This is a genomic window from Amycolatopsis sp. GM8 (assembly GCF_021653975.1).
Classification (GTDB): Bacteria; Actinomycetota; Actinomycetes; order Mycobacteriales; family Pseudonocardiaceae; genus Amycolatopsis_E.
In genome coordinates, this window is record NZ_JAJKFK010000002.1 from 1,029,104 (window position 1) to 1,041,719 (window position 12,616).

General features: G+C 69.8%; 11 protein-coding genes. 9 read left to right on the forward strand and 2 right to left on the reverse strand.

Going from position 1 to position 12,616, the window contains the following annotated elements; all coding sequences use genetic code 11:
- Positions 1 to 12: 12 nt before the first annotated feature.
- From LOZ83_RS40390 to LOZ83_RS12510, 6 genes are all read left to right on the forward strand, one after another.
- Positions 13 to 636: an ATP-binding protein gene (locus LOZ83_RS40390; protein ID WP_236790616.1), complete on the forward strand. Its 624-nt coding sequence runs from the start codon at positions 13 to 15 to the stop codon at positions 634 to 636.
- A complete protein-coding gene (locus LOZ83_RS12490; RefSeq protein ID WP_236790617.1) occupies positions 614 to 1,276 on the forward strand; it encodes a response regulator transcription factor in 663 nt (220 codons plus the stop codon). Before LOZ83_RS40390 ends, LOZ83_RS12490 begins: the two co-directional genes overlap by 23 nt.
- 144 nt (positions 1,277 to 1,420) lie before the next feature.
- Complete coding sequence (locus LOZ83_RS12495) at positions 1,421 to 1,864, forward strand: helix-turn-helix transcriptional regulator (RefSeq protein WP_236790618.1); 444 nt, start codon at positions 1,421 to 1,423, stop codon at positions 1,862 to 1,864.
- Positions 1,865 to 1,874: 10 nt separating this feature from the next.
- On the forward strand, positions 1,875 to 2,285 hold the full coding sequence (locus LOZ83_RS12500) for a VOC family protein (protein ID WP_236790619.1): 411 nt from the start codon (positions 1,875 to 1,877) through the stop codon (positions 2,283 to 2,285).
- Positions 2,286 to 2,287: 2 nt separating this feature from the next.
- Positions 2,288 to 4,708, forward strand: coding sequence for an excinuclease ABC subunit UvrA (locus LOZ83_RS12505; RefSeq protein ID WP_236790620.1), 2,421 nt, complete (start codon positions 2,288 to 2,290; stop codon positions 4,706 to 4,708).
- Between the two features lie 128 nt (positions 4,709 to 4,836).
- Positions 4,837 to 5,925, forward strand: coding sequence for an amidohydrolase family protein (locus tag LOZ83_RS12510; protein WP_236790621.1), 1,089 nt, complete (start codon positions 4,837 to 4,839; stop codon positions 5,923 to 5,925).
- Between the two features lie 33 nt (positions 5,926 to 5,958).
- Here the strand turns inward: LOZ83_RS12510 and LOZ83_RS12515 are convergent, their stop codons facing one another.
- On the reverse strand, positions 5,959 to 6,774 hold the full coding sequence (locus LOZ83_RS12515; RefSeq protein ID WP_236790622.1) for a helix-turn-helix domain-containing protein: 816 nt from the start codon (positions 6,772 to 6,774) through the stop codon (positions 5,959 to 5,961).
- Positions 6,775 to 6,873: 99 nt separating this feature from the next.
- Here LOZ83_RS12515 and LOZ83_RS12520 point away from each other — a divergent pair, with 99 nt between their 5' ends.
- Positions 6,874 to 7,704, forward strand: coding sequence for an SDR family oxidoreductase (locus LOZ83_RS12520; protein WP_236790623.1), 831 nt, complete (start codon positions 6,874 to 6,876; stop codon positions 7,702 to 7,704).
- A gap of 6 nt (positions 7,705 to 7,710) precedes the next feature.
- On the opposite strand, the gene LOZ83_RS12525 is transcribed toward LOZ83_RS12520, so the two are convergent.
- Entirely contained in the window at positions 7,711 to 9,072 is a 1,362-nt protein-coding gene (locus LOZ83_RS12525; RefSeq protein WP_236790624.1) for an FAD-binding oxidoreductase, read from the reverse strand.
- Between the two features lie 114 nt (positions 9,073 to 9,186).
- Between LOZ83_RS12525 and LOZ83_RS12530 the strand changes: the two genes are divergently transcribed.
- Together LOZ83_RS12530 and LOZ83_RS12535 are read left to right on the forward strand one after the other, a co-directional pair.
- Complete coding sequence (locus tag LOZ83_RS12530; protein WP_236790625.1) at positions 9,187 to 12,084, forward strand: BTAD domain-containing putative transcriptional regulator; 2,898 nt, start codon at positions 9,187 to 9,189, stop codon at positions 12,082 to 12,084.
- 260 nt (positions 12,085 to 12,344) lie between these two features.
- On the forward strand, positions 12,345 to 12,569 hold the full coding sequence (locus tag LOZ83_RS12535) for a hypothetical protein (RefSeq protein WP_236790626.1): 225 nt from the start codon (positions 12,345 to 12,347) through the stop codon (positions 12,567 to 12,569).
- Positions 12,570 to 12,616: the final 47 nt, after the last annotated feature.

Sequence of the window (12,616 nt, forward strand, 5' to 3'; positions counted from 1 at the left end):
AGGTGAGAATGGGTGGATGCGGCCCGCGACATACTACACGATATCGGTCATGAGATAGCGACTCTCGGGTATCTGGCCGAGGCGATCCTCACGGAGGCCTCGTTACCGCCGCTCGCCCGGCGCCGCGCGGAGCTGATCGCGCAGCAGACCGAGCGCCTGCTGGCACTGGTCGACACCACGTTCTCCGGTGAACGCCCGGCCGGATCCGTTGCGGTGGAACCACTTCTGGCGCAACTGGTGGCGCAGGCCGATCTGGCGGGGCCGACTCATGTCACGCTCACCCGCAACGGTGCGCTCGAACTCGAAGTGGACCGGACCGCGCTCTGGCGCATCCTGATCAACCTGCTGAACAACGCCGTGCACGCGGCGGGACCCTCGGGCCGGGTGGACGTCGCGATCACCCGGCGGTCGCCGCCGACGATCGAAATCGCCGATGACGGGCCCGGCTTCGGTGAGGCACTGGGGCAGCAGTCCGGGCAAGGGCTGGCCGCGGTCGCGCGGCTCAGTCGTGCCTGCGGCGCCCGCACCCGGACGGCGCCGCGCCGCCCGCGCGGGACACGGGTGGAAATCATTTTTTCCGAACAGCATGTTGATGGCAGCGGAGGGGCAGGCCATGACCACCATCGTCTGCGGTGACGATCACGCCGTATTCCTGGAGGCACTCGTGCCCGTGCTGGAACGGCACGGAATGCGCGTGGTGGGCACCGGATTGAGCCTCAAGGAGGTGGTGCGGACCGTCGAACGCACCGCGCCGGACGTCTGCCTGCTCGACCGGAACTTCGCCGACGGCGAACACGACGACGGTGTCGAGTCGGTGCTCGCGGTCAGCCCGGGCACCAAGGTGATCATGCTGACCGCCGACCCGAGCCACGACGCCGTGCTGCGGGCGCTGCGCGCGGGCGCGGCCGGCTACCTGCACAAGACGAAAAGCCTGGAGCACCTGCTCGGCACGATCAACCGGGTGGTGCACGGCGAGGTGCTCGTCGGGCTGCCCGCGCAGCAGCGTGCGCGGGTGGCCGGCGGGCCGCCGGACATCGAGTTGCGGGCGCGCCAGCTGACCGTCCGGGAGCGGCAGTGCCTGGCCCTGCTCGTCGACGGGCATTCCACGGTGGCGATGGCCGAGCGGCTCGGGGTTTCGGTCGCGACCGTCCGGACACACGTGCGGGCGTTGCTGACCAAGCTCGGCGCGCATTCGCGGCTGGAGGCCGCCTCGCTCGCGGTCCGCCACGGCCTCGTCGAGCCCGCCGACGCGAGCCTGGCCGCCGAGGCACTGTGAGCGCCTGGGAAATCCGGTCGTACTGTGCCGTTCGTTACTAATCCGACGGCAGCCACGGCGGAAACGGGTTTCTACGAGCAGGTCGGCTGCGGAACCGTGTCCGCCTACTTTTGGTCGGATTAGTAACGTGGCACCATCGCGCAGGTGAGCAGCAGACCAGCCGAAACGCAGCGCCTGAGCGACCTGGCGCGGCTGCGCCGCGTCCGCGACCGGATCGACCGGGAGTACGCGCAGCCGCTCGACGTGGAAGCGCTCGCCCGCGGCGCGCACATGTCGGCCGGGCACCTCAGCCGCGAGTTCCGGCAGGCCTTCGGTGAATCGCCGTACAGCTACCTGATGACCCGGCGCATCGAACGCGCGATGGCGCTGCTGCGCCGCGGCGACCTGAGCGTCACCGAGGTCTGTTTCGAGGTCGGCTGCTCGTCGCTCGGCACATTCAGTACTCGCTTCACCGAGCTGGTCGGCGTGCCGCCGAGCACCTACCGGCAGCAGGCCGCGGACGCGACCGAGGGCATGCCGCCGTGCGTGGCGAAACAGGTGACCCGGCCGGTCAGGAATCGAGAAGCGCCGGTCCCCAGCCGGAGTTAGCGTGACCGGCATGGACATCACCATTCACTCGAGCCTTCTCCCGCAGAACGACCGGGACGAGGCGCTGAGGTTCTATCGCGACATTCTCGGCTTCGAGGTCCGGGGCGACGTCGGGTACAAGGGGATGCACTGGATCACGGTCGGCCCACCCGGTCAGCCCGGCACGTCGATCGTGCTCTGCCCGATGGAGGCCACGCCCGGCCTCACCGACGACGAGCGCCGAACCGTCGCCGAGATGATGGCCAAGGGCACGTACGCCAGCATCAACCTCGCCACCAAGAACGTGGACAGTACGTTCGAGCGGCTGCAGGCCGCCGGCGCCGAGGTCGTGCAGGAACCGACCGACCAGCCGTACGGGGTTCGCGACTGTGCTTTCCGCGATCCCGCGGGCACCCTCCTTCGTATCCAGGAGCAACGCTGAACATGGCCACCAGAACCGAGACGAGCGCGGCCGCGCCGCACGTCGCCGACAGCCACGACCTGATCCGCGTGCACGGCGCGCGCGAGAACAACCTCAAGGATGTCAGCGTCGAGCTGCCGAAACGGCGGCTGACCGTGTTCACCGGTGTCTCCGGTTCGGGCAAGAGCTCGCTGGTGTTCTCGACCATCGCCGCCGAGTCGCAGCGGCTGATCAACGAGACCTACAGCGCGTTCGTGCAGGGTTTCATGCCGACGCTGGCCCGGCCCGAGGTCGACGTGCTCGACGGGCTGACGACGGCGATCATCGTCGACCAGGAGCGGATGGGTGCCGACCGGCGCTCGACGGTCGGCACCGCGACCGACGCCAACGCGATGCTGCGCATTCTGTTCAGCCGCCTCGGAAAACCGCATATCGGCTCGCCGCAGGCGTACTCGTTCAACGTCGCGTCGATCAGCGGCGCGGGCGCGGTCACGATGGAACGTGGCGGCCAGACGGTGAAGGAACGGCGCAGCTTCAGCATCACCGGCGGCATGTGCCTGCGCTGTGAGGGCCGCGGCTCGGTCAACGACATCGACCTGACCCAGCTGTACGACGAGGAGAAGTCGCTCAGCGGCGGCGCGCTCAAGATCCCCGGTTACAGCATGGACGGCTGGTACGGCCGCATCTTCAGTGGTTCCGGCTACTTCGACATGGACAAGCCGATCAAGCGGTTCACCAAGAAGCAGCTGCACGACCTGCTGTACCGGGAGCCGACCAAGATCAAGGTCGAGGGCATCAACCTGACCTACGAAGGGCTGATCCCGCGGATCCAGAAGTCGATGCTGGCCAAGGATGTCGACTCGCTGCAGCCGCATGTGCGCGCCTTCGTGGAGCGGGCGGTCACGTTCACCACCTGCCCCGAGTGCGAGGGCACCCGGCTGAGCGCGGAGGCGCGCTCGTCGAAGATCAAGGGGGTCAGCATCGCCGACGCGTGCGCGATGCAGATCAACGACCTCGCCGAGTGGGTCCGGGGGCTGAAGGAGCGGTCGGTCGCGCCGTTGCTGGCGGCGCTGGGCCACACGCTCGACTCGTTCGTCGAGATCGGGCTCGGCTACCTGTCGCTCGACCGGCCGTCGGGCACGCTGTCCGGTGGCGAAGCGCAGCGCACCAAGATGATCCGGCATCTCGGGTCGTCGCTCACCGATGTCACCTACGTCTTCGACGAGCCGACGATCGGGCTGCACCCGCATGACATCCAGCGGATGAACGCGTTGTTGCTGCAGCTGCGCGACAAGGGCAACACGGTGCTGGTCGTGGAACACAAGCCGGAAGCGATCGCGATCGCCGACCATGTCGTGGATCTCGGTCCCGGCGCCGGGACGGCCGGTGGCGAGGTGGTGTTCGAGGGCAGTGTCGAGGGGCTGCGGGCCAGCGACACGATCACCGGGCGGCATCTGGATGATCGCGCCTCGCTGAAGCCCTCGGTGCGGACGTCGTCGGGCGCGCTGGAGGTCCGCGGCGCCGGGACCCACAACCTGCAGAGCGTCGACGTCGACATCCCGCTCGGCGTGCTGGTCGTCGTCACCGGGGTGGCGGGTTCGGGGAAGAGCTCGCTGATCCACGGCTCGGTGTCCGGGCGGGATGGCGTGGTGGCGGTGGACCAGACCGCGATCCGCGGCTCGCGGCGGAGCAACCCGGCGACGTACACCGGTCTGCTCGAACCGATCCGGAAGGCTTTCGCCAAGGCCAACGGCGTGAAGCCGGCGTTGTTCAGCGCGAACTCCGAGGGCGCCTGCCCGAACTGCAACGGTGCCGGCGTGGTGTACACGGACCTGGGCATGATGGCGACCGTCGCCGCGCCGTGCGAAGAGTGCGAGGGCAAGCGGTTCCAGGCGCAGGTGCTGGAATACACGTTCGGCGGCAAGGACATCAGCGAAGTGCTCGCGATGCCGGTGGCCGAGGCCGAGCGGTTTTTCGGGGACGGGGAAGCGAAAACGCCGGCCGCCCACAAGATCCTCGACCGGCTCGCCGATGTCGGGCTGGGGTATCTCACCCTCGGCCAGCCGCTGACGACCTTGTCCGGCGGCGAGCGGCAGCGGCTGAAACTGGCGACGCAGATGGGCGAAAAGGGCGACGTCTACGTCCTCGACGAGCCGACGACGGGTCTGCACCTGGCCGATGTCGAGCAGCTGCTCGGTCTGCTGGACCGCCTGGTCGATGGTGGCAAGTCGGTCATCGTGATCGAGCACCACCAGGCCGTGATGGCCCACGCGGACTGGATCATCGACCTGGGCCCTGGCGCCGGCCACGACGGCGGCCGCATCGTGTTCGAAGGCACCCCGGCGGATCTGGTGGCCGGCCGGTCGACCCTGACCGGTGAGCACCTCGCGTCCTACGTCGGCGCGAAATCCCGTGCCCGGAAGGGCAAGATCACCGCCGGCTAGCTGAAAGCGGCACGGTTCCGTGCCTACAGTCGCCTCACTGTGGCGTCCGGCTCCCGGATCGGCCTCGAACGGGTGTTGATCACCGGGGCGGCGCTCGCGGACGGGCACTCGGCGGACGGCTCGCCGAGGTGTGGACCGGAGGCAAGCGCCCCGAAGCGGACCGGGTCGCGGGCGCCGTGGAGATCGACGGTTCGGGTGCGACGATCGTGCCCGGGATGGTCGATTCGCACGCCCACCTGTCGATGCCCGGCGGAGCCCAATGGGTGTCGCACGGTTTTGCGCCGCTGGACACGCTGCTCGCCGTCGGGGAGGAGAACGGCGAGCTCATGGTGCGGGCCGGGATTCGCTGGGCCCGCGATGTCGGCGCGCCGCGCCGCCCGATCCCGGAGGACGGCGGCGCCGAGCGCGCCGCCAGCCTGGTGCTGCGGGACCGGTGGCGCGGGCGGCTCGACCGGCCATACGTCCGGGCCGCGGGCACCTGGCTCACTCGCTCCGGCGTACTCCCCGAGGGCCTGGCGGTCGAAGTCGAGCACGGCGCCGATCTTTTGGCCGCGGTGCGGCGCCAGCTCGACGATGGTGCGGACCTGGTCAAGCTCTACCTCGACGGGCCGGACGCGGACACCGCTCCGTTCACGGCGGCGGAAGTGTCCGCGGCCGTGGAGGTGGCCCACCAGCGAGGCGCAAAGGTGGCAGCGCACGCCACAGCGTTGCCCGGCTGCAGGGTCGCGGCGGAGGCCGGCATTGACAGTGTCGAGCACGGTGAGATGCTCGACGACGACACCGTGGCGTTGATGGTGTCCCACGGTGTCACGCTCGTTTCGACACTGGGCGTGGAGAAGTCCTGGCTGACGTTCACCAAGACCTCCGCCACCGGCCTCTTCGTCGAAGATCAGGCGGTGACGTACGAAGAGCGGTTGGAGATCGCGGCGGAAAGCCTGCGCCTGGCGGACCGCGCGGGGGTCCGCATCGCCGCCGGTTCGGACTTCGGCGGTGGTTCGCTGCGGGCCAACCAGCTGGCCTGGACGGTGGAGGCGATGATCGAAGCCGGGCTGGAGCCAGCGACGGCGCTCGCCGCCGCGACATGGCGGGGCGGCGAGCTACTCGGTCTCGAACACGCCGGCCGCCTCGTCCCCGGTGCGCCCGCACACTTCAGCCTCGTGCACGGCGACCCCCTCTCCGATCCGACGGCCCTGTGGCGGGTTTGGCTCACGCGGTAGCCCGCCGGCGAACCCCGCTTTTCCTTTCCAGTGTCAATTCCCTGCTGAAACCAGATCGCTGAGAGTCGCGAGCTTGTCGGCCGACGGTGTGTCGGGTTCCGCGTGCAGGAGCAGGACCTCCAGACCGCGCTCGCCGATCACCGCGAACTTTTCCACCAGCAGTTCCAGATCGCCCACGCGTGAATGGTGGAGCACGACGTTGCGGCCGCGGGCCGTGTGCACGTCGTGGCGAGCCCACAGTTGCCGGAATCGCTCGCTCTCAAGGGAAAGCTCGTCGATCAGCGCGTGCAGGCGCTCGTCGTCGGTGTCGGTGCCGATCTGTGCCCGCAGGTGGGCGACGGCGTGCGCGGTGTCGCTCGTCCAGTCGGGGTCGACGCTGCGCCGCACGTGATCGGTGAACAGGTTCCGCAGCCGGTTGGTGCCCGGAGCCATGTTCGGCCACACCGCCTGGGCCAGCGGGTTCGCGGCCAGCACATCGCCGTAGCTGTTGAAGACCATCGCGGGCACGTTGACCGTCCGGAGCAGCAGGTCGAGCCCCGCGGGGAGTCGGTCCGCCCGGCTGCCGGGGCGCCGCGGCCGTGGTCCGGCGAGTGCCAGCAGATGCTCGGTGCCCTCCGCGTCGAGCTGCAGCACCCGGGCGATCGCGTCGATCACCTGCGCGGACGGGTTGCGGTCGCGACCCTGTTCGAGGCGCAGGTAGTACTCGGTGCTGATCCCGGCCAGCAACGCGACCTCTTCGCGGCGCAGCCCGGGAACCCGGCGCGGTCCGTTTCCCGGCGGTAGCCCCACTTCCGCCGGTGTGACGAGCTCACGCCGTGCGCGCAGGAACTCACCCAATGCGTTGCCCACCCTGCCAGCGTAATCGCCGCGCGGGCGGCGGGTGCCCCTCGTACTACCAGGAACACCAGGGGCTGCCGCTGTGGGTGAACGGAGCCGATGATCGTCGGTATGACGACACGCACGTGGTTCATCACCGGCGTCAACAGCGGTTTCGGCCGGGAGTTCGCCGAGCGGCTACTCGAACGCGGCGACCGGGTCGCCGGCACGGTCCGCCGAGAGGGGTCGGTCGACGACCTCCAGGCCAAGTACGGCGACCGCTTCTGGCTCGGCCACCTCGACGTCACCGACCTGCCGCGGATTCGCGAAGTCGTCGATGCCGCCTTCGCCGAGCTGGGCCGCATCGACGTCGTGGTGATCAACGCCGGCTACGGCTTGTTCGGCGCGGCCGAGGAGGTCACCGACGAGCAGGTCACGCACCAGATCACCACCAACCTGCTCGGCGCGATCCAGACGGCCCGGGCGGCGCTGCCGCACCTGCGCGCCCAGGGCGGCGGCCGGCTGATCCAGCTCTCCTCGGTTGCCGGCCTGTCCGCCCACCCGGGCGCCTCGCTCTATCACGCGAGCAAGTGGGGTGTCGAAGGATTCATGGAGGCCCTCGCCGGTGAGGTCGCCCCCTTCGGTATCGGGGTCACACTGGTCGAGCCGGGCGGCGCTCGCACCGCGTTCGGCCAGGCCCTGCAGATCGGCGAGCCGCTGGCCGCGTACGAAGGCACCCCGGCGGGCTTCGTGCACACCTTCCAGGAGAAGCGCCCGGAGGGGGTCGGCGACGCGGCGAAGATCGCGACCCGCGTGATCGAGAGCGTGGACCAGCAGCCCGCCCCGCTGCGCCTGGTCCTGGGCAGCGACTGCTACCAGGTTGTCACCGGTGCCCTGCGCGCCCGCCTCGCGCAGGTGGAGCCCCAGCAAGCCACAGCAGCGGAGACGGACGCCGGCCAGTAGCACCGCTCAGTGCACGGGGATGTTGTGGTTGAGGTGGAACATGTTGCCGGGGTCGTATCGGCGTTTGATGTCGGTGAGGCGCTTGTAGTTGCCACCCCAGATGTCGTGTGGTGTGGGTCCGTCGTCGGCCGGGAGGTTGTTGACGTATCGGCGGTCGGCCAGATAGGGAGTGCACAGCTCGAAGGTTTCCTTGGCCCAGGAGATGTTCGCTTCGGTCTCGGCGGGGTCTAGCCATTGGGAGACGATGAGCAGGCTGTAGCCGGGCGAGCGGTGGGCGAACGCGGTGGCATCGGGCGGGACCCGGGTCACCGCACCGAGATAGGGCACCAGGGCCAGGCCGCTCATGGGTGACGGACACCGCTTGATCGCTTCGGCCAGGACCTCGGCGACGGCGTCGGTCAGCTCGCTGAGGAACGCGGACTTCCAGTAGTTGAACGCCCCGCGCGGGTAGCCCGCGTCGCTGCCGCTGATGGCAGCCGAATACGGCATGGTTTCGATGAGGTCGACGATGGGTGGCCCGAACCGGCGAAGCGGTTCCAGGTCGCGCGCGGCGGCGTCGCGGTCGTGTCCGCAATGGCAGGCGACGAGAATGACCAGCTTGTCCGACGGATTGTCGGGGGACGCGGCGAGCGTGAACCCGGCGGTCACGTCGTCGGGCGCGGACGCGGTGTACTCGCGGTAGAACGCGAGGGCGTCGCGGACGCGTTCGACCGGGTGCGCGACCATCCCGAAGTCGACCTCGGGTATCGGGTGCAGCTGGTATTCGAACGACGTGACGACGCCGAAATTGCCGCCTCCGCCGCGCAGCGCCCAGAACAGGTCCGGGTTCTCCGTAGCGCTGGCGGTGACGATTTCGCCGGCAGCCGTCACGACCTCGGCGGACAACAGGTTGTCGATGGTCAGGCCGAGCTTGCCCATCAGCCACCCTTCACCACCGCCGAGGGTCAGGCCGGCGATGCCGGTGCTCGACACGTTCCCGCCGGTGGTCGCGAGGCCGTACACGGCGGCGGCCCGGTTGAATTCCTTCCAGGTCACTCCCGCCTGCGCCCACAGGGTGCGGGCGGCCGGGTCGACCCGGATTCCGCGCATCAGCGCGAGGTCGATCATGAGGCCGCCGTCGGTCACGGCTGAGCCCGCGACATTGTGACCGCCACCCCGGATGGAGGTCTCACTCGCCTGCGTGCGCCCGAGTTCGACGGCGTCCACGACGTCGGGGACGGTACGGCAGCGTGCGATGAGGGCGGGCCGCTTGTCGATGAGGCCGTTGTGCACCCGGCGGGCCGCCTGGTACCCGGCGTCCGCGGGGTGGAGCAGGTCCCCGGTGAACGCCGCGCGAACCGATTCGGGAACCACGATCGTACTGGACATTTCCGCATCCTCAGTGTGTGATTCGAGCTGGTCAGCCCACTGTGCGCGAGGCGGCTGTCGCGATCGTGTCACCGGCATGTCAGGTCCGGGCGGGCGCGCGGAGGAGGAGCAACGGTGGTCGTGCACCGGTACGGGATCCTCGGTCCGACCGAGGTGCTGGTCGGTGACCGTGCGATCCCGCTCGCGGGAGCCGGGCAGCGGCTTCTGCTCTCGGCGTTGCTGTTGTCGCCGAACCAGGCCGTGCCCGCGGATCGGCTGGCCGAGATCGTCTGGGGCGACGCGCAACCGGTGAACCCGGCCGCGGCGCTGCGCAACCAGGTCTCGCGTCTCCGCCGCTCACTGGGATCCGCCGGTCCGGATCTGGCGACCGTGGATCGCGGCTATCTCATCCGGCTCGAACGTGACCGGCTCGACGCTGCCCGGTTCGAAGACCTGTTCGCGCAGACCGAGGCCGAGCGAGGGCAGCGTGCGCTGGCTCTGGTCGACGAAGCTCTCGGCCTGTGGCGCGGGCCCGCGCTCGACACGATCCGGGACCGGCTGTGGGCGGCGCCGGACGCGGCACGCCTGGACGAGTTGCGCGTGGCGGCCGAACAGCGGCGGGCGGAGCTTTTGCTGTCGCTGGGCAAGGCCGACGAAGCCATCGCGGCACTGCGCGCCATCGTTTCCGCTCACCCTGAGCGCGAAGGGGCGCGCGGGCAGCTCATGCGAGCGCTGTACGAGGGCGGGCGGCCCACCGAGGCGCTGACGACGTACCGCGTGTGGCAGCGCCGGCTGGCGGACGAACTCGGCCTGGACCCGTCGCCCGAGCTGCGCCGGATCGAATACGAGATCCTGCGACACGGCTTGTCACCGGCTGTCCCGGCGCCGGCGACCGCGGCACTGCCGCTGCCGGCGACGAGCTTTGTCGGGCGGGAAAACGACTGTGCGGCGTTGGCTGCTTTGCTGCGTACCGCGCGGCTGGTGACGCTGCACGGCCCCGGTGGCGTGGGCAAGACACGACTGGCCGCCGAGGTCGCCTCCCGGTACCCGCACGACGGGGTCCGATTCTGTGATCTCGCGTCGGCCCGAGGTCGCGCCGACGTGCTCCGCAGCCTCACGGCGGCGGTCGGTCTCGGCGAGCGCGCGTTCCACCGTCTCGACGACCAGCTGTGTGCACACCTCGCGGACCAGCGGCTGCTGTTTGTGATCGACAACTGCGACCAGGTCGTGGCCGAGATCGCCGACGTGGCCGAACTCCTGCTCCGCCGAACCCGCGAGGTCGTCGTCCTGGCCACCAGCCGCCGCAGGCTGGGCGTGACCGGGGAACATCTGTGGCCGGTGACGCCGCTGGCCACGAGCGGGCCGGACGCCGCCGCGGTTCGGCTCTTCGTCGACCGCGCTCGTGCGGTGGTCCCGCACTTCGGGCCGAGCGCTCAGGAGTCCGAAGCGATTTCCGCGCTGTGCGCCCGTCTCGACGGCTTGCCGCTGGCCATCGAGCTCGCCGCGGCGCGGTTGCTGGGGACGACGGTTGCGGAGCTGTCGCAGAACATCGGTCGTGGCTTCCGGATCATCGCCGCCGACGGTCCCACGGAATCTCGCCACCGTTCCCTGCGTGCTCTGATCGGCTGGTCCTACGGTGGACTGTCCATTGTGGAGCGGCGCGTGTTCGACTGCGCTTCGGTTTTCGAAGGCCCGTTCGACGTCTCCGCCGCCCACGCGGTCTGCGGCGGCGACGCGGCACCCGAGGACGTGCTGGAAGCGTTGCTGCGGCTGGCCGATCACTCGATGGTGCGTGTCGACCGCGGCGAAAGCCGCGCGGTGTACTCGATGCTGGAGACGCTGCGCGCGCACGGCAGGCAACGCCTGGAACAGGGCGGCACGCTCGACGCGGTCCGTGACCGGCATGCTGTCTGGGCAGGTGAACTCGTCGCACGGGCGGCGGACGAGTTGGGTGGCCCGGCCGAGCCGACCTGGGCGGGAGTACTGGACCGGCATTTCGCCGACCTGCGCGCGGCGCACCATCGGCTCGTCGGCCGCGACACGGGCCGGCAGCTCGCGCTCGTCGCCGAGCTGCACTGGTACGCGTTGTGGCGGGGTCGGTCCGAAGTGTTCCGCTGGGCCGAAACCGGTGCCGCCGCGGCCGCGGGAACGCATGCGCGTTACCTGCCGGACGCGCTCGCGTCCGCGGCGGTCGGCGCCGTGTTCCGCGGCGATCTCGCCGCGGCCCGGGCCGCGGCCCGCACGGCGACCGAGGCGGCACGCGCGCAGCCCGCCGTTCATGCCTGGCGCCTGCCGGAGGCGGCGGGCGAGATCGCCATCCACGGTGGCAGCCCCGAACAAGCCGCACACGACTACCGCGCCGCGTACGTGCTGTCGATGGAGGCGGGCGCGTTCCTCGACGCGACCTGGAACGCCGCGAGCGTCGGCGCGGCACTGGCCTACAGCGGGAACACCGCAGAGGCGACCCGAGCCGCACGGCAAGCGGACACAGCCGCTGCGGCTTCCGGTGCGCCATCGGCACTCGCGATCGCTTCGTGGGTCGCCGGCGAAATCGCCGCGGACACGGATCCGGACGAGGCTCGCAGCCGGCTGCAACTCGCCGCCGAACACGCCGAGACAGCCGGGAACCGTCTCGTCGGCGGACTGATCGAAGTCAGCCTGGCCACCCTGTACGGCCGCAACGAGAACCCTGCCGCCGCGTTGCGGCACTACCAGCGGGTGATCGGGATGTGGCAGCGAGCCGAGTCGTGGACACCGCAATGGGTCACCATGCGGACCCTGGTCGATCTGCTCATGCGCGTCGGTGCCTGGCACGACGCGGCAATCCTGCACGCGGCCGTGCGGTCGGCAGACGCCGCCACCCCGGCCTATGGAGCCGACGACCGCCTACTCCGCCAGGCGGCGGCCCGGCTCCGCCAGCACTTGCGCCACACCGAACTGAACCAATGCACCCGTACCGGCGCCCGCATGACGGCCAGCGATACGACGCGCTTCGCGCTGGAAGCCATCCACCACGCCCGGGCAAGGATCTGATCGCCGAGACCGATCTGGTCGATGTCAGTCAGGTGGATCCATCGGCGCGTGGATTTGGTGGGGCGCCTGGGGCTCGAACCCAGAACCTGCCGGGTACAAGATCAACTTCGTCGGTTGACACCGGAGAGTTCCGGTCATTGCCCGTGACCGCGCCAGCTTACTGTTGCAAACACCGGTCGTTCGGGCCCCTCCTGCTTTCTCGCCGTTTAGCGGCGTAAAACGGCACGCTGCTTGGTGGCCAGCCCGGTATTGTGACTTCGGTGTTGAGACTGGTCGCCGACGACCCAGCCCTGACGCTGAGCGACCGCCAGGTGCAGAGGCTCACGTTCTGGGTGCTGGAGTTCCTTCCTGCGAGCCGGTGCGAGATCAGGTCAGGGCCGGGAGCGGAAATCCTCGTCGCGGAGCGAGAGCCAAACGAGCTGACGTCGGCCCTGCGAGCCAAGTTCGAAGAGATCGCCGGGTGCTGCTGGCTCGACGCCACTTGATCACTCCTTGGTCCGTTCTCAGCTTGGGAACCATACCCGGCGCGTGG

What these genes read in the sequence shown, in the direction of transcription:
- LOZ83_RS12525 (WP_236790624.1), bottom strand. Translation starts at nt 9,072, where the DNA reads ATGTCCAGTACGATCGTGGTTCCCGAATCGGTTCGCGCGGCGTTCACC.
- LOZ83_RS12520 (WP_236790623.1), top strand. Translation starts at nt 6,874, where the DNA reads ATGACGACACGCACGTGGTTCATCACCGGCGTCAACAGCGGTTTCGGC.
- LOZ83_RS12505 (WP_236790620.1), top strand. Translation starts at nt 2,288, where the DNA reads ATGGCCACCAGAACCGAGACGAGCGCGGCCGCGCCGCACGTCGCCGAC.
- LOZ83_RS12500 (WP_236790619.1), top strand. Translation starts at nt 1,875, where the DNA reads ATGGACATCACCATTCACTCGAGCCTTCTCCCGCAGAACGACCGGGAC.
- LOZ83_RS12490 (WP_236790617.1), top strand. Translation starts at nt 614, where the DNA reads ATGACCACCATCGTCTGCGGTGACGATCACGCCGTATTCCTGGAGGCA.